This is a genomic window from Streptomyces sp. TSRI0281 (assembly GCF_001905125.1).
In the GTDB taxonomy this organism is placed as follows: Bacteria; Actinomycetota; Actinomycetes; order Streptomycetales; family Streptomycetaceae; genus Streptomyces.
On record NZ_LWLE01000035.1, the window covers coordinates 91526 to 117121 of the forward strand.

General features: G+C 71.0%; 20 protein-coding genes and 3 pseudogenes. 8 read left to right on the forward strand and 15 right to left on the reverse strand.

What is annotated here, in order from left to right; translation table 11 throughout:
- Nucleotides 1-47: 47 nt before the first annotated feature.
- Both A6A29_RS35030 and A6A29_RS35035 read right to left on the reverse strand, forming a co-directional pair.
- Nucleotides 48-1211 carry a polyamine ABC transporter substrate-binding protein gene (locus A6A29_RS35030; protein WP_073726794.1) on the reverse strand — a complete coding sequence of 388 codons (1164 nt, stop codon included), beginning with the start codon at nt 1209-1211 and terminating at the stop codon, nt 48-50.
- A 259-nt stretch (nt 1212-1470) separates the two neighbouring features.
- Nucleotides 1471-2907 (reverse strand): gamma-aminobutyraldehyde dehydrogenase, encoded by a 1437-nt coding sequence (locus A6A29_RS35035; RefSeq protein ID WP_073726796.1) that lies wholly within the window; start codon nt 2905-2907, stop codon nt 1471-1473.
- 177 nt (nt 2908-3084) lie between these two features.
- On the opposite strand from A6A29_RS35035, the gene A6A29_RS35040 reads away from it, so the two are divergent.
- From A6A29_RS35040 to A6A29_RS35060, 5 genes and pseudogenes are all read left to right on the forward strand, one after another.
- The gene (locus A6A29_RS35040; RefSeq protein ID WP_187281839.1) at nt 3085-3576 is read left to right on the forward strand and encodes an Lrp/AsnC family transcriptional regulator; all 492 of its coding nucleotides are present in this window, start codon (nt 3085-3087) and stop codon (nt 3574-3576) included.
- Nucleotides 3561-4940 (forward strand): aspartate aminotransferase family protein, encoded by a 1380-nt coding sequence (locus A6A29_RS35045; protein ID WP_073726800.1) that lies wholly within the window; start codon nt 3561-3563, stop codon nt 4938-4940. Before A6A29_RS35040 ends, A6A29_RS35045 begins: the two co-directional genes overlap by 16 nt.
- A 301-nt stretch (nt 4941-5241) precedes the next feature.
- Nucleotides 5242-5895: pseudogene (locus A6A29_RS35050) on the forward strand (ABC transporter ATP-binding protein); the annotation flags it as partial.
- On the forward strand, nt 5877-7052 hold the full coding sequence (locus A6A29_RS35055) for a hypothetical protein (protein WP_073726802.1): 1176 nt from the start codon (nt 5877-5879) through the stop codon (nt 7050-7052). The pseudogene A6A29_RS35050 and the gene A6A29_RS35055, both read left to right, overlap by 19 nt.
- Nucleotides 7053-7265: 213 nt before the next feature.
- Nucleotides 7266-8336: pseudogene (locus tag A6A29_RS35060) on the forward strand (LOG family protein); the annotation flags it as partial.
- A gap of 178 nt (nt 8337-8514) precedes the next feature.
- Here A6A29_RS35060 and A6A29_RS35065 read toward each other — a convergent pair.
- The 3 genes from A6A29_RS35065 to A6A29_RS35075 all read right to left on the reverse strand — a co-directional run bounded on the left by A6A29_RS35065 (nt 8515) and on the right by A6A29_RS35075 (nt 11836).
- Nucleotides 8515-8964: an SRPBCC family protein gene (locus tag A6A29_RS35065; RefSeq protein WP_073726804.1), complete on the reverse strand. Its 450-nt coding sequence runs from the start codon at nt 8962-8964 to the stop codon at nt 8515-8517.
- A 254-nt stretch (nt 8965-9218) separates the two neighbouring features.
- The gene (locus tag A6A29_RS35070) at nt 9219-10367 is read right to left on the reverse strand and encodes a glycosyltransferase family 4 protein (RefSeq protein WP_073726806.1); all 1149 of its coding nucleotides are present in this window, start codon (nt 10365-10367) and stop codon (nt 9219-9221) included.
- Nucleotides 10364-11836, reverse strand: coding sequence for a glycosyltransferase 87 family protein (locus A6A29_RS35075; RefSeq protein ID WP_241838769.1), 1473 nt, complete (start codon nt 11834-11836; stop codon nt 10364-10366). Before A6A29_RS35075 ends, A6A29_RS35070 begins: the two co-directional genes overlap by 4 nt.
- A 142-nt stretch (nt 11837-11978) precedes the next feature.
- Here A6A29_RS35075 and A6A29_RS35080 point away from each other — a divergent pair, with 142 nt between their 5' ends.
- The gene (locus A6A29_RS35080; protein WP_079183171.1) at nt 11979-13262 is read left to right on the forward strand and encodes a sensor histidine kinase; all 1284 of its coding nucleotides are present in this window, start codon (nt 11979-11981) and stop codon (nt 13260-13262) included.
- On the forward strand, nt 13256-13924 hold the full coding sequence (locus tag A6A29_RS35085) for a response regulator (protein ID WP_073726810.1): 669 nt from the start codon (nt 13256-13258) through the stop codon (nt 13922-13924). The genes A6A29_RS35080 and A6A29_RS35085 overlap by 7 nt, the downstream gene beginning before the upstream one ends.
- A 31-nt stretch (nt 13925-13955) precedes the next feature.
- On the opposite strand, the gene A6A29_RS35090 is transcribed toward A6A29_RS35085, so the two are convergent.
- The 9 genes from A6A29_RS35090 to rpsB all read right to left on the reverse strand — a co-directional run bounded on the left by A6A29_RS35090 (nt 13956) and on the right by rpsB (nt 23929).
- A complete protein-coding gene (locus A6A29_RS35090) occupies nt 13956-14981 on the reverse strand; it encodes an ABC transporter ATP-binding protein (protein ID WP_073726812.1) in 1026 nt (341 codons plus the stop codon).
- 23 nt (nt 14982-15004) lie between these two features.
- Nucleotides 15005-16618 carry an ABC transporter permease gene (locus A6A29_RS35095; protein ID WP_073726814.1) on the reverse strand — a complete coding sequence of 538 codons (1614 nt, stop codon included), beginning with the start codon at nt 16616-16618 and terminating at the stop codon, nt 15005-15007.
- 101 nt (nt 16619-16719) lie between these two features.
- Nucleotides 16720-17820 carry a thiamine ABC transporter substrate-binding protein gene (locus tag A6A29_RS35100; RefSeq protein WP_073726816.1) on the reverse strand — a complete coding sequence of 367 codons (1101 nt, stop codon included), beginning with the start codon at nt 17818-17820 and terminating at the stop codon, nt 16720-16722.
- A gap of 239 nt (nt 17821-18059) precedes the next feature.
- Nucleotides 18060-19166 carry a 23S rRNA (adenine(2503)-C(2))-methyltransferase RlmN gene (rlmN, locus tag A6A29_RS35105; RefSeq protein WP_073726818.1) on the reverse strand — a complete coding sequence of 369 codons (1107 nt, stop codon included), beginning with the start codon at nt 19164-19166 and terminating at the stop codon, nt 18060-18062.
- 158 nt (nt 19167-19324) lie between these two features.
- Complete coding sequence (locus tag A6A29_RS35110) at nt 19325-20410, reverse strand: phosphatidate cytidylyltransferase (RefSeq protein ID WP_073726821.1); 1086 nt, start codon at nt 20408-20410, stop codon at nt 19325-19327.
- Nucleotides 20410-20967, reverse strand: a complete 558-nt coding sequence (gene frr / locus A6A29_RS35115) for a ribosome recycling factor (protein WP_073726823.1) — start codon at nt 20965-20967, stop codon at nt 20410-20412. Before frr ends, A6A29_RS35110 begins: the two co-directional genes overlap by 1 nt.
- Before the next feature lie 121 nt (nt 20968-21088).
- Complete coding sequence (gene pyrH / locus A6A29_RS35120; protein ID WP_073726825.1) at nt 21089-21865, reverse strand: UMP kinase; 777 nt, start codon at nt 21863-21865, stop codon at nt 21089-21091.
- Between the two features lie 159 nt (nt 21866-22024).
- Complete coding sequence (gene tsf, locus A6A29_RS35125; RefSeq protein ID WP_073726827.1) at nt 22025-22861, reverse strand: translation elongation factor Ts; 837 nt, start codon at nt 22859-22861, stop codon at nt 22025-22027.
- A gap of 99 nt (nt 22862-22960) precedes the next feature.
- Nucleotides 22961-23929, reverse strand: coding sequence for a 30S ribosomal protein S2 (gene rpsB / locus A6A29_RS35130; RefSeq protein ID WP_073726829.1), 969 nt, complete (start codon nt 23927-23929; stop codon nt 22961-22963).
- 277 nt (nt 23930-24206) lie between these two features.
- Between rpsB and A6A29_RS35135 the strand changes: the two are divergent.
- Nucleotides 24207-24830, forward strand: a pseudogene (locus A6A29_RS35135) (murein hydrolase activator EnvC family protein); the annotation flags it as partial.
- A 163-nt stretch (nt 24831-24993) separates the two neighbouring features.
- On the opposite strand, the gene A6A29_RS35140 reads toward A6A29_RS35135, so the two are convergent.
- Complete coding sequence (locus A6A29_RS35140; protein WP_073726832.1) at nt 24994-25551, reverse strand: TetR/AcrR family transcriptional regulator; 558 nt, start codon at nt 25549-25551, stop codon at nt 24994-24996.
- Between the last annotated feature and the right edge of the window lie 45 nt (nt 25552-25596).

A 25596-nucleotide genomic window follows, 5' to 3' on the forward strand; every position in this document is an offset into this window, starting at 1 on the left:
GCAGCGTACGCCCATCATGAACGTGTTCAAAAACCGGTCCGGCCCACTCACAGCCCGACGATGGAGTTCCACTTCTTGGCGAAGCCGGTGCGCTCCTCGGACGTGATGTCGCGGGCGATCGCCAGCCGTTGGCGCATCGCGTCGTCGGGGAAGACGAGCGGGTCCTCGGCGAGCGCGGCCGTCTCCTCGTCCTTGGCGGAGGCCAGGATCTCCCGGGCGGCCGGGACCGGGCAGACGTAGTTGACCCAGGTGGCCAGTTCGGCCGCGACCTCCGGCCGGTAGTAGAAGTCGACCAGCTTCTCCGCATTGCGCTTGTGCTCGGCGAGGTTGGGGATCATCAGCGATTCCGACCAGAGCTCGGCACCCTCCTCGGGCACCACGAACTCGATCTCCGGGTTGTCGGCCTGGAGCTGGATGACATCGCCGGAGTACGCCTGACAGGCGAGCACATCGCCGGTGGCCAGGTCCTTGATGTAGTCGTTGCCGGTGAAGCGGCGGATGTGCCGGGACTTCACCCGCTTCTCCACCTGCTCGCACATCAGATGGAAGTCGTCGGCCGTCCAGCGGGTGATGTCGACCCCGTTGCCCTGCATCAGCAGCGCGAACGACTCGTCCAGCCCGGACAGCAGCGTCACCTTCCCCCGCAGGTCGTCCGCCCACAGCTCGCCCGTGTGCCGGATCTCGCGGCCGAGCTTCTCGCGGTTGTACGCGATGCCGGTGATCCCGGACTGCCACGGAACACTGTGCCGCCGGCCTTCGTCGAACGCGGGCGAACGCAACTGCGGGTCGAGGTACTTGGCGACATTGGGCTGCCTCGCCCGGTCCATCTCCTGCACCCAGCCCAGACGTACGAAGCGGGCGGCCATCCAGTCGCTGATGACGATCAGGTCCCGGCCGGTCCGCTGGTGGTTCATCAGCGCCGGACTGATCTTCCCGAAGAACTCGTCGTTGTCGTTGATCTCCTCGGTGTACGTGACGGAGATCCCGGTCCGCCGGGTGAACGCGTCGAGGGTGGGCCGCTTCGACTCGTTCTCGTCGTCGGTGTCGATGTAGAGCGGCCAGTTGGCGAAGTGCAGGGAACGGTCGCGCCGCGAGCTGTCGCGTCCGGCCCGGTCCCCCGGCTCCACATAGGCGGCGGGCACTCCGCAGCCCGCCAGCGTGGCACCGGCCGCCCCCGCCCCGAGGGCGCGCAGCAGGGAACGGCGGGACATGGGGTTGTTCGGGATCGCTCGCACCTGCGCAGGATGCCGGTCGGGGGCGCGGCGGGCAATGGACCAACCGTCCAGCGCCACCCACCCGGTCCGCACACCCTGTCGATGGTGCGGGCACCCGGCCGCCACGGGACGCGAAACGGCCCCGGGCCGGAGCCCGGGGCCGTAACCACCACTGCGATGCCCGCTGAGCGACGGGCGTCGCCCGGCCGACGACGCCGGTCGGGCGACGCCGGTCGGGCACCCGGGCCGGACGATCTCAGTCGAGCGACGTCATGACGTGCTTGATCCGGGTGTAGTCCTCGAAGCCGTACGCGGAGAGGTCCTTGCCGTATCCGGACTTCTTGAACCCGCCGTGCGGCATCTCGGCGACGAGCGGGATGTGGGTGTTGATCCACACGCAGCCGAAGTCGAGGTTCTTGGACATCCGCATCGCGCGGGAGTGGTCCTTGGTCCACACCGAGGACGCCAGCGCGTACTCGACGCCGTTCGCGTACTCCAGGGCCTGGGCCTCGTCGGTGAACGACTGGACCGTGATGACCGGGCCGAAGACCTCGTTCTGGATGATCTCGTCGTCCTGCTTGAGTCCGGAGACGACGGTCGGGGCGTAGAAGTAGCCCTTCTCGCCGACCCGGTGGCCACCGGCCTCGACCTTGGCGTGCGCGGGGAGGCGCTCGATGAAGCCGCTGACCTGCTTCAGTTGGTTGGCGTTGTTCAGCGGGCCGTACAGCACGTCCTCGTCGTCCGGCTGCCCGGTCTTCGTGTCGGCGGCGGCCTTGGCGAGCGCGGTGACGAACTCGTCGTGGATGGACTCGTGGACCAGCACGCGGGTCGCGGCCGTACAGTCCTGGCCCGCATTGAAGTAGCCCGCGCCGGAGATGCCCTCGACGGCCTTGGCGATGTCGCTGTCCTCGAAGACCACGGCGGGCGCCTTGCCACCGAGCTCCAGGTGGACGCGCTTGACGTCCTTGGCCGCGGACTCGGCGACCTGCATGCCGGCCCGTACCGAACCGGTGATGGAGGCCATCGCCGGGGTCGGGTGCTCGACCATCGCACGGCCGGTGTCCCGGTCGCCGCAGATGACGTTGAAGACGCCCTTGGGGAGGATCTGGCCGATGATCTCGGCGATCAGCACGGTCGACGCCGGGGTGGTGTCGGACGGCTTGATGACGACGGTGTTGCCCGCGGCGAGCGCCGGGGCGAACTTCCACACGGCCATCATCATCGGGTAGTTCCACGGCGCCACCTGCGCGCAGACCCCGACCGGCTCACGCCGGACGATGGAGGTGAGGCCCTCCATGTACTCGCCGGCCGAGCGGCCTTCGAGCATCCGGGCGGCACCCGCGAAGAAGCGGATCTGGTCCACCATCGGCGGGACTTCTTCGGTACGGGTGAGCTCCAGCGGCTTGCCGGTGTTCTCCGACTCGGCCGCGATCAGGTCCTCGGCCCGCTCCTCGAAGGCGTCCGCGATCTTCAGCAGGGCCTTCTGGCGCTCCGCGGGCGTGACGTCACGCCAGGCGGGGAACGCGGCGGCAGCGGCGTCCATGGCGGCATCGACATCGGCCTGACCGGAGAGCGGGGAGGTCGCGTAGACCTCTTCCGTCACCGGGTTGACCACATCAATGGTCCGCCCGTCCGCGGCGTCCCGGAACTCTCCGTTGATGTAGTTGCGCAGACGGCGCACCTCGGTGGTCACAACCACCCCTCCTGTCGGCTGTCCGATGGGTGAGATGTCCACCCTAATCGTTCCGGTGACGCTTTCGACATACCCACCCGCCGGGAACTTCGGATTCAGTGAGATCCAGACCCTCAAACAACGAATTTCATCGATTTGGGGTTGCGAGACAGACGAGTCTCGGTGCAGAGTGAGTTCGTGGCCAGTCGCAGCGCAGACTCCAGGACAGGGAACGGATCGTCCCCAGCGGTCGATGCCGTCTCCCTCGCGATCATCGAGCAGCTCCAGGAGGACGGGCGTCGTCCGTACGCCGCGATCGGCAAGGCCGTCGGCCTCTCCGAAGCCGCCGTACGCCAGCGCGTCCAGAAGCTGCTCGATCAGGGCGTGATGCAGATTGTCGCCGTCACGGACCCGCTCACCGTGGGCCTGCGGCGGCAGGCGATGGTCGGCATCAACGTCGAGGGCGACCTCGACCCCGTGGCAGAAGCCCTGTCGGCCATGGCCGAGTGCGAGTACGTGGTGATGACCGCGGGCTCGTTCGACCTGATGGTGGAGATCGTCTGTGAGGACGACGACCACCTGCTGGAGACGATCAACAAGCGCATCCGGGCCATACCCGGCGTTCGCTCCACCGAGAGCTTCGTCTACCTCAAGCTCAAGAAGCAGACCTATATGTGGGGAACCCGATAGCCGTGAGCAAGGACCTCAGCCGAACCGCGTACGACCACCTGTGGATGCACTTCACCCGCATGTCGGACTACGAGAACGCCCCCGTTCCCACCATCGTGCGGGGTGAGGGCACCTACATCTACGACGACCAGGGCAAGCGGTACCTCGACGGCCTCTCCGGCCTGTTCGTGGTCAACGCCGGTCACGGCCGTCACGAGCTCGCCGAGGCGGCGTACAAGCAGGCGCAGGAGCTGGCCTTCTTCCCGGTGTGGTCCTACGCCCACCCGAAGGCCGTCGAGCTGGCCGAGCGGCTGGCCGACTACGCGCCGGGCGACCTCAACAAGGTCTTCTTCACCACCGGTGGCGGCGAGGCCGTCGAGACCGCCTGGAAGCTGGCCAAGCAGTACTTCAAGCTCCAGGGCAAGCCGACCAAGTACAAGGTCATCTCGCGCGCCGTCGCCTACCACGGCACTCCGCAGGGCGCCCTGTCGATCACCGGCCTGCCGGCCCTGAAGGCCCCCTTCGAGCCGCTGGTCCCCGGCGCGCACAAGGTGCCGAACACCAACATCTACCGCGCCCCGCTCTTCGGTGACGACCCGGTGGCCTTCGGCCGCTGGGCCGCCGACCAGATCGAGCAGGAGATCCTCTTCGAGGGCCCGGAGACCGTCGCCGCGGTGTTCCTGGAGCCCGTACAGAATGCCGGCGGCTGCTTCCCGCCGCCGCCCGGATACTTCCAGCGGGTCCGCGAGATCTGCGACAAGTACGACGTGCTGCTCGTCTCCGACGAGGTCATCTGCGCCTTCGGCCGGCTCGGCACGATGTTCGCCTGCGACAAGTTCGGCTACGTGCCGGACATGATCACCTGCGCCAAGGGCATGACCTCCGGGTACTCCCCGATAGGGGCCTGCATCGTCTCGGACCGGATCGCGGAGCCGTTCTACCAGGGCGGCAACACCTTCCTGCACGGCTACACCTTCGGCGGGCACCCGGTCTCCGCCGCGGTCGGCCTCGCCAACCTCGACATCTTCGAGCGCGAGGGCCTCAACCAGCACGTCCTGGACAACGAGAACGCGTTCCTGACGACGCTGCAGAAGCTGCACGACCTGCCGATCGTCGGCGACGTCCGCGGCAACGGCTTCTTCTACGGCATCGAGCTCGTGAAGGACAAGGTCACCAAGGAGACCTTCACCGACGAGGAGACCGAGCGCGTCCTGTACGGCTTCCTCTCCAAGGCGCTGTACGACAACGGTCTGTACTGCCGGGCCGACGACCGCGGCGACCCGGTCATCCAGCTCGCGCCGCCGCTGATCTCCGACCAGTCGACGTTCGACGAGATCGAGGGCGTCCTGAGGGCCGTCCTGACGGAGGCGTGGACGAAGCTCTGACCGACGCCACGCCCACCGGATGATCATCATCCGGCGGTCATTTCATACGGTCCACGCGGCCCGGATGAGCCCTTTCGAGTGAGAAGCGGCGCATCCGGGCCGCGTGCTGTGCGCACACCCCGGTCCGACTACCTACGGTGCCCAGTGACCGATCGGCCGCGTCTTCGTTCCCCCGTACGGGGGAACGGGAAAACTGATCTGAACCGAGGTGTACGCCATGGTGGCCCCGCCGGACAACGACGTGATCTGGGCGCGTTCCCTGCACCACTCCCACAACGGCTCGCCCGGCCTCGGCGGTGTCTCCCTCGGCATCCGCGACGGCGAGGTCCTGGCCGTGACCGGCCCGCGCGGCAGCGGGAAGTCGACCCTGCTGCGCTGCCTCTCCGGTCAGCTGGTGCCCCAGCAGGGCGAGGTGTGGTTCAACAGCGTCCCCGTGCACACCATGGGCCCCAGGCTTCGCGAGCGGCTGCGGCGCGACCGCTTCGGCTGGATCGCCTCTGACCCCCAGCTCGTCCCCGAGCTGACCACCTGGGAGAACGCGGCCCTCCCGCTGCTGCTGCGCGGCGTCCCGCACCGGGCGGCCAAGAAGACCGCGCTGGAGTGGCTGGACCGCCTCGACATCGGCGTCGTCGCCAAGAAGCGCCCGCACGCCCTGCTCCAGGCGCAGCGCCAGCGGATCTCCGTCGCTCGGGCCCTGGCGGCGTCACCGTCCGTGATCTTCGCCGACGAGCCGACCGCGACGCTGCACCGGGCCGACCGCACCCAGCTCCTGCGCACCCTCACCACGGCTGCCCGCTCGCACGGCATCACGGTCGTCCTGGCCACCCACGACATCGAGATCGCCCACCTCGCCGACCGCATCGTCCCGCTGCTGGACGGCCGCCGCGTCGCCACCGTCACTCTGCCCGCCGTATCGGATACGGAAGGCCGCTCGGCGTGCTCGCTCTCCGTCTGACCCGCGGTACCCATCCGCTGGTGCTGGTGCGGCGGCTGCTGGTCGCCGCCGCGTCGGCCGGGGTCGGCTTCCTGCTGCTGTGCACCCTGGGGTACGCCTCCGGGCACCCGGCGCACGCCGCCGCCTCGGTGCTCCGGCTGCTGTGGTGCTTCGTACCGTTGGTGGCCGCCGTGCAGTTCGCGGTCGCGGTGGCCCGTACGGACCCGAGCACCCGCCCGCGCTCCGGTCTCTCCGCCGTCGGCCTCGGCCCGGTCAAGCTCTCCGTGCTCGCCGCGGTCTCGACGGCCGTGTCCACCATGCTCGGCTCGATGGTGGCCCTGCTCCTCTTCCTGCACCTGCGCGGGGATCTGACGGGGCTCCCGTTCGACGGCGGCGCCGCGGAACTCCTCGGCGCGGAAGCCCCGTTGCCGCTCGCCGCCGCGCTCACGCTGCTGGCCCTGGTACCGGTGGCCTCGGCGACGGCGAGTGCGCTGGCACTGCGGGCCCGGCCGTCGGCGACGACACCCGAGACCTTCGAGGCGTTCGAGGCACCGGAGGCCCCGGACCCGGCGCCGACGCCCGCCGGGCTGCCGTGGGGCGTGGCGCTGACGGCCGCCGGGCTCGCGGTCGAGGCGTACACGAGCCGGGGCTCGGCAGGCAGCGCGTTCCCGCTGCCCGGCAGGCTCGACTCCACCCCGGCCGCGGTCCTGGCGGGCTGGACCCTCACCGCGATCGGCCTGGCCATGGCCGGACCCGGGCTCACCCACCTCTGCGGGCGGCTGCTCCAGGCGGTGCGCCCCGGCGCCGTACGCCTGCTGGCGGGCCGGGTCCTGATGGACGAGGCGCGCCGGATCGGCCGTCCGCTCGGTGTCGTCTGCGCGGTGCTCTCCGCGGTGATCGCGGCCGCGACGCTGTACGGGTCGGGCCCGCACTCCTTCGGCCCGCTGACCGCACTCGGGGCGGTCCTCGTCCTCGGCTGCACGACGGCGACCCTGCTGACTTCGGCGCTGGAGGCCAAACAGGCCCGCGCCCGGACGGCCGACGCGCTGCTCAGGATGGGTGCCCCGGCCTCGGTACTGCGATCCGCGACCGCGCTGCGCGCGGGGACGCTGCTGATCGTGTTCGCCCCGCTGACCTGGGTGATCGCGGAGCTGGCAGCACTGCCGCTGACGAGCTGACCCGTGACGGGCGAGGACGACGGTGTCCGGTCCGGCGGTGTGCGGGGCGGTGCGCCGGACGGCGGTGACCGGGGCGACGGCGTCCGGTCCGGCGGTGTGCCGGGCGGTGCGCCGGACGGCGGTGACGCGCAGCACCGCGATGTGCGGGACGGCGACCCGCCGGACGGCGATGCCGCGGGCGACGGGCGCCGTGTTCCCGGGCGCGGCGTCGAGATCGAGTCGCTCGCCGCGTTCGACTCCGCGGTCACCGGTGGCACCCTCGCCGGGCATCGCGTCCAGTCCGTCGACCTGACCGGCCGCAGCGCGGCGCTGCTGGCCCTCGACACCAGGGGCGCCGTCTTCCTCGGCTGCCGGATGCGGCCCGACGCGGCGGCGAAGGTGCGGAGGGACGGGGGCATTCGTGTTCCCCCCGGTGCCGGGGCTGCCCTTCGACCCGTACCGCGGCGTCCTCTACTCCCCCGGCGCGCTCTACGAGGGCCTGACGTCCGGCGGCTACGGGGCGACGCCGGACGCCCGCGCGTACCACTGGTTCCGGCGGACGAAGGCGGACGGCGACACCTTCGCCTCGATGCTCCGCGCGCTCCACGACGACGCGGTCTCCGACGCGCTGGACGAGTTCCTCACCGGGGCGCGGGTGGTCGGTGTCATGGGCGGCCATGCGACAGCGCGCGGCTCCGGGGCGTACGCGGCGGCGGCCCGGCTCGGCCGCACCCTCGCCCGCAGCGGGCTGACCGTCGCGACGGGCGGCGGTCCGGGAGCCATGGAGGCGGCGAACCTGGGCGCGTACGCGGCACCGCACCCGGACCCGATGTTGCAGGAGGCGGGCGAACTCCTCGCCGCCGTACCCTCGTTCACCCCGTCGGTCACCGACTGGGCGCTGGCCGCGTTCGCCGTGCGGGAACGCTGGCCCGACGGCGGCGGCTCGGTCTCGATCCCCACCTGGTTCTACGGTCACGAACCGCCGAACGCCTTCGCCGACCACATCGGCAAGTACTTCGCCAACGCACTGCGGGAGGACGGTCTGCTCGCCCGCTCCACCGCCGGGGTGATCTTCCTGCCGGGCGGGCCGGGACCGTGCGGGAGATCTTCGACAACGCCACCACGAACTCCTACGAATCGTATGCCGCCCCGACCCCGATGGTGCTGGTCGGGCGGGCCCACTGGACGGACAGGCTGCCCGCCCGGCCCCTGCTGCGCGCGCCGGCCGCGGGCCGGGCGGTGGAGTCCCGGATCGCGCTGGTCGACACGGTGGAGGAGGCGCCGCTGGCGCCGGACCGGCTGACGAACCGGAAGCCCGGCCCGTCCGGCCGCTGCGACCGCGGTGCCGGGTGCAGCGGCCGTCGACGCCGGAGCACACCGGCACCGGGGCACAGCGGTCGGCGGCTCGGAGCACACGAGCGCCGCGGCACAGCGGCCACCGGCGTCGGAGCACACGGCCGCCGGGCGCCGCCGGCCGGCGCCGTCAGAGCACCAAGTGGTGGGCCAGCGTGTCGAAGAACGCCTCCCAGCCGTCCTCCGCCGCCGCGTACTGCTCCGCCGTGAGATTGCCGCCGCGCTGCTGGAAGACCACCTCGGTCGACCGGTCGCCGAGCTCGGTGAAGGTGGCGGTCACGACTTCGCCCTCGATGTCGGCGGGTGCCGTGGCGTCCTTGAGCGTGAAGACCAGGCGCTCGGGGGCGATCACCTCGCGGTAGACCCCGTGGAAGGGCATCTCGGTGCCCGGCACCACGATGACCAGGCTCCAGGCGCCGCCGGGCCGGACATCCATCGACACCCGGTCGAGTGGCACCTCCGCGTCCGCGCCGTACCAGGCCGCAAAGTCCTCGGGGGTCGTCCACGCCTCGAAGACGCGTTCCCTCGGAGCCTCGAAGACGCGGGTGATGTCGATGCCCTCGCGGGCCGAGTCGCTCATGGTCGCGGTCCTTCCGAAGTCACTCCGCTACCCGTGGAGCTCGGGCGCGCCCACGAGGTACCGCCTCCAGCTTGCATGGCGCACGCCTGCCTGTCGCGACAGGCAGGCGTTCACTGCTCGGGGCTCACTGCTCACTGCTCACTGCTCGTGGCTCGTAGCTCGTGGCGATGCGTGGCCCTACAGGGGTATGGAGCGGTGAGGGCGGTTATGGAGGGCCGAGGTGATCACATTCGGTCACACTCGGTCGCCGCTGGTTACGAATGAAGGAGCGCCGCGAGCGTGTCGTAGGCCTGGTCCCACCCCCACTCCTCGCGCACCCAGGCCCGGCCCTTCTCCCCCATCGCCGTCGCGGCCTCGCGGTCCCGCAGCAGACCGACGAGCCGGGCGGCCACGGCCGGGATGTCCCTGCCGTCGACAAGATGCCCCGTCTCCCCGTCGCGCACGGTGTCCGGCGCACCACCCGAATCGCCGACGAGGACGGGCAGCCCCGCGGCGGCGGCTTCCAGGAAGACGATGCCGAGCCCTTCGACCTCCAGGCCGCGGCGGCGCGTACGGCAGGGCATCGCGAAGACGTCGGCGGCCGCGTAGTGGTCCGGCATCGCCGCGTGGGGCTGCCCGCCCGCCATGATCACGGCGTCCCCGACCCCGACGGCCCCGGCCAGACGGTGCAGGGTGCGGGCGTACGGTCCGTCTCCGGTCAGCAGGAGTACGGCTCCGGGAACCGCCCGCCGCACGGCGGGCAGGGCCCGGATCAACGTGTCCTGGCCCTTGCGCGGGACGAGCCTGGCGGCGCACAGGATCACCGGACGGTCGCCCAGCCCGTAGCGTTCCCGGACGCTGCCGGGGCCGTGCCGCTCCCCCTGACGTACCCGGAACACCTCGGGGTCGACGCCCGGCGCGAGGCGCACCATCCGGCCGGCGGCGGCGGGGCCGAGCGCGGCGGCGATCGGTGCCCGGGTGGCCGCGCCGAGGTAGGTCAGGGCATCGGTGCGGGCCCCGATCAGGCGCAGCAAGGAGCGGGCGCCCGGCGTGCGGGCCCACCACACCTCATGGCCGTGGGTGGTGGCGACGGCCCGCCGCACCCCGGCCCCACGGCGCAGCCGGTCCGCCATCAGGCCGAGCGGGGCGGCTGCCCCGAACCACACGCTGTCGCAGCCGTGGCGGCGGGCGAGCTCGACGGACCGGGCGGCGACGCGGGCGGTGGGCAGCAGCATCCGGGCCGGATCGCGGATCACCGGGTACGGGAGGGCCGCGTCGTGGGCGGCGGAGCCGGGTTCGGCGGAGGTGTGGACGACAACGGAGTCGACGGGAAAGCGGCTGGTCATGGCGTGGACGAAGGTCTCTATGCCGCCCTGGCGCGGCGGGAAGTCGTTGGTGACGACAAGAGTGCGGCGACGGGTCAACGAAGGGCCTTTCGTACGGGCCGGTGGAGGGGCGCGGTGGTGGTGCGGGGGCGGATCACGGTGGTGCGGGAGCGGATCACGGTGGTGCGGGGGCGGATCACGGTGGTGCGCGGGCGCATGGCGGTGGTGCGGAGGCGCGCGGTGTGCAGGAGCGTGGCGCGGAGGGGCATGGTGCGATCGGCCGCCCACACGGCGAGGACCAGCGGGTGCACGAGGTACCCGAAGCGGGTGGCCGGCATGAACGCGATGGCCAGCAGCAGCCCGAGCGCGAGCCGCAGCGCGGCGGCGGGCGCTGTCCTCGGGGGGCGTACGAGCAGACAGACGCACACCAGCAGGGCGCTCGCGGCGAGCAGCAGGACGGCGAGGGTCCGGCCTCCCGGCACGTAGGTGGCGAGCAGATGGCCCGGCAGAGGACTGGCCGCGCTGGAAACCGCGTCGGTGAGGCCGAGCGGGAAGGCGACCACATGCGCGTGGAAGGCGCCGGGATCGCGGAGGGCTGCCGGGAGGACGAGCACCACGGCGGTGACCACCGCGACGGCCCCGCAGCGCAGAGCGGCGAACGGTCCCGCTCCCGGTGCCCTGCGCGCAGCGGGTCCCTGGCGCGTGCCGGGTGTCCGCCGCGTGGCGCCCGCCCCGCGTATGACGGGTTCCCGGTGCGCACCCGGTTCCCGGCGCATCACCGCCAGGAGCACCACGGCGACCGGCAGGGCGGGCCAGGCCGTCCATTTGAGGGCGGCGGCCAGACCGAGCACCAGCCCGGCCCGCCCGGACCTGCCCCGCCCCGCCTGCGCGAGCCCGAGACACATCAGCCCCGCGACGGGCAGGTCGACGCCGCCGACGGCGAGCGGCAGGGCGACCAGTGGACAGGCGGCGAGCCACCCCACGTACGGCCACCGCCCCCGCCCCGCCGGGAGGGCGAGCGCGAACGCGCCGATGAAGGCGGCGCCCATCCACAGTCGGGGATCAGTGGCCGGCGACGCCCCGAGCAGCGCTTGCGGCAGACCGAAGACCGCCATGCCGGGGAGATACGGGTTGAAGTCCTCCACCACTATGGGCAGCGCGCGGTACGGGGTTCCCTCCGACAGCAGGAGGCCCGCCGAGCGAGCGACGACCTCGACCTCCAGCTGTGCGCGGCCCAGGACGAGAAGCACCAGCAGCGGCAGGACCGCGGAGCCGGTCGCGGCCACCGCGACGACCGTCCGGACGCCGCGGCCACGGGCGCAGAACCAGGCCGCGGTCAGATATCCGGCGGCGCTCGTCACTCCCCAGACGCGGTGGGGGGTGAGTGCGGAGAAGGCCGCGAGCCCCAGGGCCGCGACGGCACAGAACGTCCACCACCCGGGACCGTCGCACACCCCGATCCCGGCACGCGCCCAACGCCGTGTACGGACATGGCTCTGCGGCCGAGCACGGCTCCGTGCACCGGACCGGCCCCGGTCGACCCCCATGAAGAATGCTGCTGCGCCCATGCATCCGAGGCTAGGAACGGCCTGGTCACCGGGCGTCACACCACCATCCGGTCTTCGGACTCAACCCGTGGCATGAGACGGGACGGGGATTTCCACCCGTGCTCCGATGCGTCTCCACCCGGTGGTGCCGAAGAATCACCGTATGAGCCGCACGACCCCCGCCGCCCCGGCCCCGCACCCGCCCACGGCCCGCGCCCCTTCCCCGCGGGTACGGCAGCGAGCCCGGGACCGGGTTCGGCAGCGGGTGCGCCGCTGGTCGGCGGCGCCCGCGTACCCGTGGCTGACCGGAGCCGCGCTGACGCTCTTCGCGCTGGGGGAGCTGGCCGTCGTGCCGGGCTCGGCCATCACCTCCTTCGGCGTGCTGGTCTGCACGGCGTCGCTGATGTGGCGCGGTTCCCGGCCCGCCGTCGGCCTCCTGACGGTCGGTGCGGCGCTGCTCAGTTTCGCGACCGACGGCAACATGGCGTACGCGACGGTGGCCGGTGCGCTGATCGGCTGCTACACCCTGGGGCGGCACCGTGTGCAGCATCCGGCGCTGCTCGTGCTCGGCGGGGCGCTGGCCTCCCTCACCGTCAATCTCGTCCACATCGACCGCTGGGCGCGCGCCGGCTCCCCGGGGCTGCCCGCGCTCCAGGGCAGCGACCGCTTCAGCCTCGGGCTGTACGCCGAGACGCTGGCGCTGACGGTGGCGATCCTGGGGGCGGTGAGCATGGGGGACGCGGTCCGGGCCCGCGAGGAGACGCGGCACGAACGGGCCGCCGCCCAGTCCCGGCTGCTGGCGATGGAGCGGCGCCAGGCGGCCGAGGCGGAACGGGCCGCCATCGCCCGGGAGTTGCACGACATGGTCGCCCACTCGGTCTCGATGATCGCGGTGCAGGCCGAGAGCGCGACGTACACGACACCGGATCTCTCCCCGCAGGCCCGCGACGCCTTTCAGCAGATCGCCGGGACGGCCCGGTCCTCGATGACGGAGCTGCGCAGGCTGCTGGGGGTGCTGCGGACGGAGAAGGCGACCGCCGCGCTGACCGCGCCGCAGCCGTCGCTGGCCGGCATCGGCGAGCTGCTGGACCAGCACCGCGCGGTGGGGGGCACGGCCGAACTGCACATCAGCGGAGAGGCGATACCCCTGCCCGCCTCCTGGGAGCTGTCGGCGTACCGGATCGCACAGGAGGCCCTGACGAACGCCCGCCGTCACGCGCCGGGGGCCCACGCGGTCGTGGAGATCGGCTACCGGCCGGGCCTGCTGACGGTCCGGGTCAGTGACGACGGACCGGGCCCCGTCCCGGCAACGCCCAACGGCGGCAACGGCGGCAACGGCCATGGTCTGGTGGGCATGGGCGAGCGGGCCGCCCTGCTCGGCGGCCGGCTCACCACCGGCCGGGGTCCGGCCGGTGGATTTCTCGTGGAGGCGGAACTGCCGTGGTGATCCGCGTACTGGTGGCCGACGACCAGGCGGTCGTACGGACCGCCTTCTCCAATCTGCTGAGCACGCAGGAGGACATCGAGGTGGTGGGCGAGGCCGAGGACGGGGAGCAGGCCGTCCGGAGCGCCGCCGAACACCGGCCCGATCTGGTGCTGCTGGACATCCGCATGCCCCGGCTGAACGGTATCGAGGCGGCCCGGGAGATCGTCGCCGCCTCGGAAGGTGCCACCAGAGCGCTGATGCTGACGACGTTCGGCCTGGACGAGTACGTGTACGACGCACTGGCCGCGGGGGCGAGCGGCTTCCTGCTGAAGGACGCGACCTTTCCCGAACTGCTCCATGCGGTACGGGTGGTGGCCGACGGCCATGCGCTGCTCGCCCCCGAGATCACCGGACGGCTCATCGCGGAGTTCACCCGGCAGCGGGTCAGCGCTCCCCCGGTCCGCGATGTCGATGGCCTCACGGCCCGCGAGGCCGAAGTGCTCGTGCTGATCGCGCAGGGCCTGTCGAACGGGGACATCGCCGAACGGCTCACCATCACGGACCACACGGTGAAGACCCATATCAACCGGCTCTTCACGAAAATGGAGCTGCGGGACCGGGCACAGGCGGTGATCCTGGCGTACGAACTGGGCCTGGTCGTCGCCGGTACGGGCCCCGCGTGACGCCGCCCCTGCCCGCAGGGGCAGCGGTCCGTCACCCCTCCTGGGCCAGGACCACCGTCTCCGCCGCGTCGAAACCGACGCCCACGACCGCACCCTCCGGCGGGGTGTCCCGCAGGGCGCACTCCGCCTCCAGCTCCGGTCCGTTGTCGGGCCGCAGCCGCACCGCGACATGGTTCCCGCGGAACGTCCGCACCCCGACCGTGCAGCGCAACCCGTCCTCCGGGGCGCCGATCCGTACCCCGGCGGGACGGACCAGCAGGTCGCACCGGCCCTGGGGCGAACCCTCGGGCACCGGCACCTTGCCCCACGCCGTGTCGGCGGCCGTGCCGGTCACCGTCGCGTCCACCACGTTGTCGAAGCCCAGGAACCGGGCGACGAACGCGGAGGCGGGCCGCTGCCAGACCTCCAACGGCGTACCCACCTGGGCGATCCGGCCGTCCCGCATGACCACGACCCGGTCGGCGAGCGCGAACGCCTCGCCCTGATCGTGGGTGACGGCCAGCACCGTCGTGCCCAAGCGGCCGAACAGCGTGCGCAGTTCAACGACGAGGCGTTCGCGCAGACTGCGGTCCAACTGGCCCAGCGGCTCGTCCAGCATCAGCAGTTTCGGGCGCGGGGCGAGCGCGCGGGCGAGGGCGACACGCTGCTGCTCACCGCCGGACAGCGCGGCCACCGCACGGCGCTCCGCCCCGGGCAGGCCCACCAGATCGAGGAGTTCCGCCACCTCGCGGTCCGTCTCGGCGCGAGCGGACCCGTGCATCCGCAGCCCGAAGCCCACATTGGCGCCGACGTCACGGTGCGGGAACAGCTGATGATCCTGGAACATCAGCCCGAGACCGCGCCGGTGCACGGGTACCCCCTGCTGGTCGGCCCCGTCCAGCAGCACCCTGCCGCCGTCCATCGCCTGCAATCCGGCGACGGCCCGCAGCAGGGTGGACTTCCCGCTGCCGCTCGGCCCGAGCACACACACGATCTCGTGGTCGGCGACCTCCAGATCCACGGTGTCCAGGGCGGCCCTCTTCCCGAACCGGACCGTGGCCGCTTCCAGCCTCAGCATGCGCAGAACTCCCCAGCCATCACTCAGAACTCCCCGGATCGATCGGTGCGGATGCGTTCGAGGAGCAGCAGCGACACCGCGCACACGAGCATCAGAATGGTGCTGAGGGCCATCGCCTGCCCGTAGTTCAGTTCCCCGGACCGCCCCAGCAGCCGCGCCACGGCGACCGGCAGCGTCGGGTTGTCGGGCCGCGCGATGAAGACGGTCGCCCCGAATTCGCCGAGCGACACCGCGAAGGCGAAGCCCGCCGCGACCAGTACCGCCCTGCGCACCAGGGGCAGATCAACTTCGCGCCAGGCCCGCAGCGGAGAGGCGCCGAGCACCGCCGCCGCCTCGCGCAGCCGTCCGTCCACCGCGCGCAGCACCGGCAGCATGGTCCGTACGACGAAGGGGACGCCCACCAGCGCCTGGGCCAGTGGCACCAGGATCCAGGAGGTCCGCAGGTCGAGCGGCGGCTTGTCCAGGGTGATCAGGAATCCGAAGCCGACGGTGACGGCGGACACCCCGAGCGGGAGCATCAGCAACGCGTCGAAGCCGCGCACCAGCCGCCCCGCCCGCCGGGTCAGCGCCGCCGCGGCCAGCCCGCCGACGACCAGGGCGATGACGGTCGCGACGAGCGCGTACTGAAGGGAGTTCCCGATCGCTTCGAGCGGGGCGACCAGGAACGTGGAGCCGCTCGCCCCGGCGGACTGGAGCGCCCGGTAGTAGCCGAAGCCGTAACCGCCGGGCCCGTCGAACGAGCGCTCCACCAGTACCCCGAGCGGGAGCAGGATCAGCAGCAGGACGGTCAGCAGTACCCCGCCGAGCAGCGCCCACTGTCCGGCGCCGCGCGGACGGCGGGCGGTCTGCGCGGGGTCGACGAGCTTCAGCGCGGTCTCCCGGCGCCGCACCGTCCAGGCGTGCACGCCGAGGATCGCGCCGACCGCCGCGAACTGCACCAGGGTCAGCACGGCGGCCGTCGGCAGATCGAGCAGCTGCGCGGTCTGCCGGTAGATCTCCACCTCCAGGGTGGAGTAGGCGGGACCACCGAGGATCTGTACGACGCCGAAGGAGGTGAAGGTGAACAGGAAGACCATCAGCGCGGCGGCGGCGACGGCGGGCGCCAGCGCGGGCAGCGTCACCCGCCGCCAGGCGGCGAACCGTCCGGCGCCGAGCACCCGCGCGGCCTCCTCCTGCCGCGGGTCGAGCTGCGACCAGAGTCCGCCGACGGTCCGCACGACGACCGCGTAGTTGAAGAAGACATGGGCCAGCAGGATCGCCCATACGGTGGTGTCGAGCCGGACGCCCCACAGTTCGTCCAGGAATCCGCCGCGTCCCAGCAGCGCCAGGAACGCCGTACCGACGACCACGGTCGGCAGGACGAACGGCACCGTGACGATCGCCCGCAGCAGTTGCTTTCCGGGGAAGTCGAAGCGGGCGAACACATAGGCGCCGGGCAGTGCGACGAGCAGGGTGAGCGCGGTCGAGGCGAGCGCCTGCCAGGTGGTGAACCAGAGGACGTCCAGGATGTCCGGCCGGGCCAGTACCTCACCGATCCGGCCGAACTGCCAGGTACCCCCGGCCTTCAGCCCGCGGCCGACGATCGCGGCCACGGGGTAGGCGAAGAACAGCGCGAAGAACGCGACGGGCACGGCCATCAGGCCGAGCCGTACCGCGTTCCCGCGCCGAGCCCCGCCGGGACGCGCGACGGTGGACGGGGACTGCGGCTGGGGCTGGGGCTGGGCCTCGGCCGGCTTGGCTACTTCACGACGAGCGAGTGCCACGACTGGACCCACTGCTCACGGTTCTTGGCGATCTTCTCCGGCGCCAGGGTGGCCGGCTTGTCGACGCTCGCGCCGAACTTCGTGAAGAGCTCCGGCAGCTTCGCGTCCTTCGCGACCGGGTTCACGAACATGTTCAGTGGCATGTCCTCCTGGAACGTCTTGCTGATCAGGAAGTCCAGCAGCGCCTTGCCGCCGGCCTCGTTCTTCGCCCCGGTCAGCAGCCCGGCGAACTCGATCTGACGGAAGCAGGTCCCGGTGGCGACCCCGGTCGGTGCCTCGGCCGGCCGCGGCTTCGCGTACAGCACCTCGACCGGCGGGCTGGAGGCGTAGGAGACGACGAGCGGCCGGTCCGCCTTGGTCTTCTTTCCGCCCGCGGAGCCGGAGAACTCCTCGTTGTACGCCTGCTCCCAGCCGTCGACGACCTTGACCCCGTTGTTCTTCAGCTTCTTCCAGTAGTCCTGGTAGCCGTCCTCGCCCTGGGCGGCAACGGTTCCGAGGAGGAAACCGAGGCCGGGTGAGGAGGTCGCGGCGTTCTCGGTGACGAGGAGGTTCTTGTACGCGGGCTTCAGCAGGTCGTCGAAGGACTGCGGCGGCGCGAGCTTCTTGTCGGCGAAGTACTTCTTGTCGTAGTTGACGCAGATGTCGCCGGTGTCGACCGGTGTGACCCGGTGCTTGCCGTCCAGCCGGGTGTCGGCCGCGACCCGGTCCAGGCCCTTCGCCTCGTACGGCGTGAACAGGCCGTTGTCGAGGGCGCGGGAGAGCAGGGTGTTGTCGACGCCGAAGAAGACATCGCCACGCGGAGAGCCCTTGGTCAGGATCTCCTGGTTGAGCGCGGCACCGGCGTCGCCGCTCTTCAGCACCTCGACCGTGTAGCCGGACTCCTCGGTGAACTCCTTGAGCACGGAGTCGGAGGCGTTGAAGGAGTCGTGGCTGACCAGGGTCACGGTCCTGGAGCCGGAACTCTTCCTGCCGCCGGATCCCGCGCCCGCGTCGTCGGAGCTGCCGCAGCCCGCGAGCGCGGTGACGCCGAGGGCCGCGGCGAGAGCCGTCGCCGCGTACTTCGTGATGGTGTTCATGTGATTCCTCCTGGAGTGACCAGGAAGAGACGCGGCCCTGCCCGCGCCGGAACGAACCGGAAGCGGGCAGGGCGCAACAGCTTGAGTAATGACCGAACTTCCTACCCGGAATAACCCGGGCGAGGTTCAGAGGGTCTGCGGCCAACCTGTCCTTGGTGCCGCACTCTCAGCGCTGTGGCGCTCCCCTGTCGGAATATGAAGTTGATTTCGACCCCAGGCTACACGGGCGATTTCCGGCCTCAGCGCTCGGAGGCGGCCAGCTGCCCGCAGGCCCCGTCGATCTCCTGACCCCGGGTGTCACGCACGGTCACCGGTACGCCATGGGCGGCGATGGCCTCGACGAAGGCCTTCTCGTCCTCGGGCCGCGAGGCGGTCCACTTGGAGCCGGGCGTCGGGTTCAGCGGGATCAGGTTGACGTGCACCCGCTTGCCCTTGAGGAGCCGGCCGAGCAGGTCACCCCGCCATGCCTGGTCGTTGATGTCACGGATCAGCGCGTACTCGATGGAGATGCGGCGGCCGGACTTCTCGGCGTACTCCCACGAGGCGTCCAGCACCTCGCGGACCTTCCAGCGGGTGTTCACCGGGACGAGGGTGTCGCGCAGCTCGTCGTCCGGGGCATGCAGCGACACGGCGAGACGGCACTTGAAGCCCTCGTCGGCGAAGCGCAGCATGGCCGGAACCAGACCCACGGTCGAGACAGTGATCCCGCGCTGCGAGAGCCCGAGACCGTCCGGCTCGGGATCGGTCAGCCGGCGGATCGCGCCGACGACCCGCTTGTAGTTGGCCAGCGGCTCGCCCATGCCCATGAAGACGATGTTGGAAAGCCTGGCGGGGCCACCCGGAACATTGCCGTCGCGCAGCGCCCGCATGCCGTCCACGATCTGGTGCACGATCTCGGCGGTCGACAGATTGCGGTCGAGCCCGGCCTGCCCGGTCGCGCAGAACGGGCAGTTCATCCCGCAGCCGGCCTGCGAGGAGATGCACATCGTCACGCGCTCGGGATAGCGCATCAGAACGGACTCGACGAGCGTCCCGTCGTGCAGCTTCCACAGCGTCTTGCGGGTGGTGTCGTCGTCGCAGCTGATGTGCCGGACCACGGTCATCAGATCGGGGAACATCGCCTCGGCGAGCCTGTCCCGCGACGCGGCGGGAATGTTGGTCCACTCCGCCGGGTCGTGCGCATACCGCGCGAAGTAGTGCTGCGAGAGCTGCTGGGCGCGGAACGGCTTCTCGCCGATCGCGGCGACTGCTTCCTTGCGCTCTGCGGGCGTGAGGTCGGCGAGGTGCCGCGGCGGCTTCTTGGCTCCGCGGGGCGCGACGAAAGTGAGTTCTCCGGGCTTAGGCATGGTTCATCCAGTGTCGCAGACAGACGGGAGAGGGCCCGCCGCCCTGTGGACAACGGACCCTCACTCGTAGAAATCGCAGGTCGGACGGTATCTGTACGCGTCAGCCCGGCCCGGCAGGTGGACTGTGGCGGCTCAGCCGGATCCGACGAACAGCACGCTCAGCCGGACCCGACGAAGAGCACCAGCAGCAGCCACACCACCGGCGCGGTGGGAAGCAGCGAGTCCAGCCGGTCCATGATGCCGCCGTGGCCGGGCAGCAGCGTGCCCATGTCCTTGATCCCCAGATCCCGCTTGATCATGGATTCGCCGAGGTCACCGAGGGTGGCGCTGGCGGCGACCGCGAGACCCAGCAGCAGCCCCTGCCACCAGGAACCGCCGTCGATCAGGAACTCCATGCACAGCGCACCGGCGGCCATCGCGAAGGCGACCGCCCCGAGCAGTCCCTCGCGGGTCTTTCCGGGGCTGATCCGTGGTGCGAGCTTGTGCTTGCCGAACCGCCAGCCCACGGCGTACGCACCGGTGTCGCTGACCACGGTGAGCAGCAGGAAGGTGAGGACCCGCTGCGGCCCGTCGTCCGCCGTCAGGAGCATCGCGACGAACGTGGCCAGGAACGGTACGTAGAACGCGGCGAAGACCCCGGCGGTGACGTCCTTGAGGTAACCCTCCGGCGGCCGCGTCATCCGCCAGACCAGTACCGCGAGCGCGGTCAGCGCCATGGCGACCCAGGCACCCTCCGCACCCCGTGCGTAACCGGCGACGACCATCGCGGCCCCGCCGACGGCGAGCGGCACGAGGGGCGCCTTGATGCCCTTGCGCTCCTCCAGGCGGGAGGTGAGCTCCCAGAGGCCGACGACGACGGCGAGCACGATCACGCCGACGAAAACGGCCTTCACGATGAAGAGCGAGGCGACGATGACGGCGCCGAGCCCCACGCCCACCCCTATGGCGGCGCGCAGATCACGCCCCGCACGCTTCTTCTGCGGCGGGGGCGGCAGTGGGGTGGACATGGGCTCCTGCGGCATCTCGTCACGGAACAGGGGGCCGCTGACGTGAGCGGCATCCCTGTTCCGGTCGTCGCGGTCGTCTGCGTCTCTACCTGCGTCGGGAACGTCCGGCACGTTGGGCATGGGCCGAGTCTGCTGGGCGTCATGCACATCGTAGGCAGGACCCGCCGGAGCAACGCCCATCTCGGGCGTGCTCCAGTATCCGGCTCCCTGCGCGGCACCCCAGGAAGAGTCGTTCATCAGACTTCGAGCAGCTCGGCTTCCTTGTGCTTGAGCAGCTCGTCCACCTGCGCGACGTACTTCGCGGTGGTGTCGTCGAGCTCCTTCTCCGCGCGACGCACCTCGTCCTCGCCGGACTCCTTGTCCTTGACGAGCTTGTCGAGCGTCTCCTTGGCCTTGCGGCGGATGGAGCGGATCGAGATCTTGGAGTCCTCGGCCTTGGTCTTGGCGACCTTGATGTACTCCTTGCGGCGGTCCTGGGTGAGCTCGGGGAAGGTCACCCGGATGATGTTGCCGTCGTTGCTCGGGTTGACGCCGAGGTCGGAGTCGCGGATCGCCTGCTCGATGTTGCGCAGCGCGGTCTTGTCGAACGGCGTCACAACGGCCATCCGCGGCTCGGGAACCGAGAACGAGGCCAGCTGGTTGATCGGGGTCAGCGCGCCGTAGTAGTCGGCGACGATCTTGTTGAACATCGCCGGGTGCGCGCGGCCGGTGCGGATCGCGGCGAAGTCCTCTTTCGCGACGACAACGGCCTTCTCCATCTTCTCCTCGGCCTCGAGGAGGATTTCTTCGATCACCACGTGCTCCTGCGTGTCTTGAGTGGGCCCGGCATCGTCATCGCCGGGCCCGGCGGGTCCTGCGTCGCGTCCTCACCTGCACGGTGTCCGACCGGCAGGCCGTTGTCCATCCTTGGGGCCGTCAGGCCCGGGTGCTCTCGTCGCTCACGAGCGTGCCGATCTTCTCACCCTTGACCGCGCGGGCGATATTGCCCGCGGCGGTCAGCTCGAAGACGAGGATCGGGAGCTGGTTGTCACGGCAGAGCGTGATGGCGGTGGCGTCGGCGATCTTCAGATCGCGGGCGAGCACCTCGCTGTACTCCAGCGCGTCGAACTTCACCGCGTCGGGGTTGGTCTTGGGGTCGGAGTCATAGACGCCGTCGACCCCGTTCTTGCCCATCAGCAGTGCCTCGGCGTCGATCTCCAGGGCGCGCTGGGCGGCGGTGGTGTCGGTGGAGAAGTACGGCATCCCCATGCCGGCGCCGAAGATGACGACGCGCCCCTTCTCCAGGTGCCGCACGGCACGGAGCGGGATGTACGGCTCGGCGACCTGGCCCATGGTGATGGCGGTCTGGACGCGCGAGTCGATGCCTTCCTTCTCCAGGAAGTCCTGGAGCGCCAGGCAGTTCATGACCGTGCCGAGCATGCCCATGTAGTCGGACCGGGCCCGGTCCATGCCGCGCTGCTGGAGCTCGGCACCACGGAAGAAGTTGCCGCCGCCGATGACGATCGCGATCTCCGCGCCGTCGCGCACGACGGCCGCGATCTCGCGGGCGATGGCATGCACGACATCGGGGTCGACACCGAGACCTCCGCCACCGGCGAATGCCTCGCCGGACAGCTTCAGCATGAAGCGTCCGGAAACCTTGCCGTCGTCGCGCTTGTGGTCACCCTGAGTGGCGTCCGCGCCCTTGTCCATGGAAATTCTCCTCGTGCACATACGAAGAAGGCCATTGCCGGTGGGTCCGATGTCCCTCAGCGGCAATGGCCTCCTCGTCAGATCTGCGGTCGTCCGGCATGAGTGCGGCCGTCGACTGCACTAGACCCTATCGGGGTCCACCGTTTTTCGCGGACGGACTCAGATGCCGACCTTGATGCGCGCGAAGCGCTTCAGGGTGACACCGGCCTCGTCCAGGACCTTCTGAACCGACTTCTTGGCGTCCAGCGCGTACGGCTGACCGAGGAGGGTGGCCTCCTTGAAGAAGCCGTTGACGCGACCCTCGACGATCTTCGGGAGCGCGGCCTCGGGCTTGCCCTCGGCGCGCGTGGTCTCCTCGGCGACGCGGCGCTCGGCCTCGACGATCTCGGCGGGGACGTCCTCGCGGGACAGGTACTTCGGTGCGAAGGCGGCGATGTGCTGCGCGATGCCCTTGGCCAGCTCGGCGTCGGCCTTGTCCAGCTCGACCAGGACACCGATCTGCGGCGGCAGGTCGGGCATGGTGCGGTGCATGTACACGGAGACGTACGAACCGGTGAACTGCGCGAAGCGGTCCAGCACGATCTTCTCGCCGAGGTTGGCGTTGGCCTCGTCCACGTACGCCTGGACGGTCTTGCCGGGCTCGATCTCGGAGGCGAGCAGCGCCTCGATGTCGGCCGGGGACGTCGCGGCGACGTGGGCGGCGAGCGTGTTGGCGACGGCCTGGAACTTGTCGCCCTTGGCGACGAAGTCCGTCTCGCACTTCAGCTCAAGGAGGACGCCGGACGTCTTGTCCTCGGAGATGAGGGAGACGACGGCACCGTTCTCGGCAGAACGGCCCTCGCGCTTGGCGACGCCCTTCTGGCCCTTGATACGGAGCGCCTCGACGGCCTTGTCGACGATGCCATCGGCCTCGTCGAGCGCCTTCTTGCAGTCCATCATGCCGGCGCCGGTGAGCTCACGGAGCTTCTTGACGTCAGCGGCGGTGTAGTTCGCCATGAGTCTGTATTTCTCTCTCGAAGTCTGAAAGATCTACGGGTGAACGGCGGGGGCGGTGCCCTGTGGCACCGTCCCCGCCGTCTTCAGCCGTGACGGGTGTCAGGCCTGCTCGGCGTCCGCGGCCGGAGCCTCGGCAGCGGGGGCCTCGGCGACGGGCGCCTCGGCGGCCGGGGCCTCGGCGGCCGGAGCCTCGGCGACGACCTCAGCGGCGTCGGCAGACTCGGCGTCCGCGACCTTCTCGGTCTCGGCGGAGGTCTGGACCTCGGCGGTGGCCGCGGTCTCGTCCTTCTTGTCGCCCTCGAGCAGGTCGCGCTCCCACTCGGCGAGCGGCTCGCCGGCGGCCTTCTCGCCCGGCTTCGAGTCACCGGTGGCGGCACCGGAACGGGCGATGAGGCCCTCGGCGACGGCGTCGGCGATCACGCGGGTGAGCAGGGTGACGGAGCGGATCGCGTCGTCGTTGCCCGGAATCTTGTAGTCGACCTCGTCGGGGTCGCAGTTGGTGTCGAGGATCGCGACGACCGGGATGTGGAGCTTGCGCGCCTCACCGACGGCGATGTGCTCCTTCTTGGTGTCGACGATCCAGACGGCGCTCGGCACCTTCTGCATCTCGCGGATACCACCGAGGGTCTTCTCCAGCTTGGCCTTCTCGCGCGAGAGGACCAGGAGCTCCTTCTTGGTGAGGCCGGAGGCGGCCACGTCCTCGAAGTCGATGACCTCAAGCTCCTTCAGACGCTGAAGGCGCTTGTAGACGGTGGAGAAGTTGGTGAGCATGCCACCGAGCCAACGCTGGTTGACGTACGGCATGCCGACGCGCGTCGCCTGCTCGGCGATGGCTTCCTGCGCCTGCTTCTTGGTACCCACGAACATGATGGAGCCGCCGTGGGCGACGGTCTCCTTGACGAACTCGTAGGCGCGGTCGATGTACGACAGCGACTGGAGCAGGTCGATGATGTAGATGCCGTTGCGCTCGGTGAAGATGAAGCGCTTCATCTTCGGGTTCCAGCGACGGGTCTGGTGACCGAAGTGGACGCCGCTTTCCAGCAGCTCCCGCATCGTGACGACGGCCATGGCCGTACTCCTTGAGGTGCTCGGTTGTCGCGACCGCAGGATTGCGATCGCGCCTGACGCCCCGACGCGCCGTGCCACAAGGGACCGAGGAGCGCGGCCACCTCCGCAGAGCGGGAGGTGGCGGGGCGTGCGAAGTCGACCCGGTGACCCGGATCGCCACAAGAAGTGTACGGGACCCGATGAGTGCCGGGTGACGGCGATGTCCACAACCGGCGAGTAGTCCACAGGAGCGGTTCATGATCCCCCCGATCGCGCCCGGCGGGACATCGTTTCGGGTATGCGAAGCACACCCGGACCGCCCCGCTCCCCCTCACTCCCGACCGGCCTCCCGCCCTTTCCGCGGGCCGCCCTGTCGGCCGCCCTGTCACTGGCCGCTCTGGTGGCCGTTCTGCTGGTGGGGCTGCTCGGACCGGCGGCGGGCCGGGCATCGGCCGCACCCGGCCCGGCACCGGGCGGCGACCGGGTCTGGCCGCTGGCCGGGAGACCCACGGTTCTGCGCGGGTGGGAGCCGCCGGCCGGCCCGTACGGGCGGGGCCACCGCGGCGTCGATCTCGCCGCGCGGCCCGGCGGTGAGGTGCGGGCGGCCGCCACCGGCCGGGTGTCGTTCGCGGGCCGGGTGGCCGGACGCGGGGTGCTCGTCATCGAGGTGGCGGGGAGTGGGCATCCGCCGCTGCGCATCACGTACGAGCCGGTAGCGGCGCTGGTCGCGCGGGGCGAGGAGGTGACCGCGGGCGGGCCGGTGGGCACGCTGGAGGAGGGGCCGTTCCATTGCCGTACGGGCTGTCTGCACTGGGGGTTGCGGCGCGGGGACGCCTATCTGGACCCGCTGTCCCTGCTGCCGCCGTCGTCGCTGCGGCGGGGTCCGTCCCGGCTGCTGCCGGTGTTCGGCGTACCGCAGCCGGATTCGTCCGAGCCCGAACCGGTACGGGCCGGACTCCCGATGGCGTCACGGACCACCGGGTACGGCACGGCCACCGAGGACACCGGACCCCGCGGCACCCCCGGGCACGGCGTCCTCCCGGCGGTGGCTCCGCTCGCGGCGGCGGTGGCGGCGCGGGGCCGGATCAGCCCCGTACGCCGCGCAGGATCATGGCGACGGCGGTGTCCGCGACGACGCCCGGCTCCTCCGCCACTGCCAGTTCGATACGGCGCACCGCCGCGTCGACCGAACCCTGCAACAGCATCGCCGCCAGCCTCGGCTGGGTGTGGCCGAGATCGCCCAGCGCCTCCACGATCATGGCGATCAGCCCGCCGTGCGCGGCCCGGATCTTCTCGCGGGCGCCCGCGTCCAGCTCGCTCGCGGAGATCGCGACGACCGCGCGATGGCGTCGGTCCCCGACGAGATCGAGTTGTCGGCGTACATACGCCTCGATCTTCTCCTCGGGGGCCTGGGCCCGCTCCATGGCGTTCTCGATCTCGGCCGCCCACACGGGGAAGTCGACGGCGCAGAGCTCCTCGACGACAGCCGCGCGGGAGCGGAAGTACTCGTACACGGAGGACCGGGCAAGGCCCGTGCGTTCGGCGAGTGCGGGGAAGGTCAGCGCCTCCGTACCGCCCTCGGACAGCAGGGAGCGCGCGGCGTCCAGGAGGGCGCCGCGCTGCATGGTCCGGTGCTCGGCCACGGAGGCCGCTCGAATCCTGGGCACGCTTCCACTCTACGGCGGCAG

Coding starts and splice junctions, on each gene's coding strand:
- pyrH (WP_073726825.1), bottom strand. CDS start 21,865: ATGGACAAGGGCGCGGACGCCACTCAGGGTGACCACAAGCGCGACGAC.
- A6A29_RS35100 (WP_073726816.1), bottom strand. CDS start 17,820: ATGAACACCATCACGAAGTACGCGGCGACGGCTCTCGCCGCGGCCCTC.
- rpsB (WP_073726829.1), bottom strand. CDS start 23,929: ATGGCCGTCGTCACGATGCGGGAGCTGCTGGAAAGCGGCGTCCACTTC.
- rlmN (WP_073726818.1), bottom strand. CDS start 19,166: ATGCCTAAGCCCGGAGAACTCACTTTCGTCGCGCCCCGCGGAGCCAAG.
- A6A29_RS35080 (WP_079183171.1), top strand. CDS start 11,979: ATGAGCCGCACGACCCCCGCCGCCCCGGCCCCGCACCCGCCCACGGCC.
- A6A29_RS35095 (WP_073726814.1), bottom strand. CDS start 16,618: ATGGCCGTGCCCGTCGCGTTCTTCGCGCTGTTCTTCGCCTACCCCGTG.
- A6A29_RS35090 (WP_073726812.1), bottom strand. CDS start 14,981: ATGCTGAGGCTGGAAGCGGCCACGGTCCGGTTCGGGAAGAGGGCCGCC.
- A6A29_RS35075 (WP_241838769.1), bottom strand. CDS start 11,836: ATGGGCGCAGCAGCATTCTTCATGGGGGTCGACCGGGGCCGGTCCGGT.
- tsf (WP_073726827.1), bottom strand. CDS start 22,861: ATGGCGAACTACACCGCCGCTGACGTCAAGAAGCTCCGTGAGCTCACC.
- A6A29_RS35065 (WP_073726804.1), bottom strand. CDS start 8,964: ATGAGCGACTCGGCCCGCGAGGGCATCGACATCACCCGCGTCTTCGAG.
- A6A29_RS35110 (WP_073726821.1), bottom strand. CDS start 20,410: ATGAACGACTCTTCCTGGGGTGCCGCGCAGGGAGCCGGATACTGGAGC.
- A6A29_RS35030 (WP_073726794.1), bottom strand. CDS start 1,211: ATGTCCCGCCGTTCCCTGCTGCGCGCCCTCGGGGCGGGGGCGGCCGGT.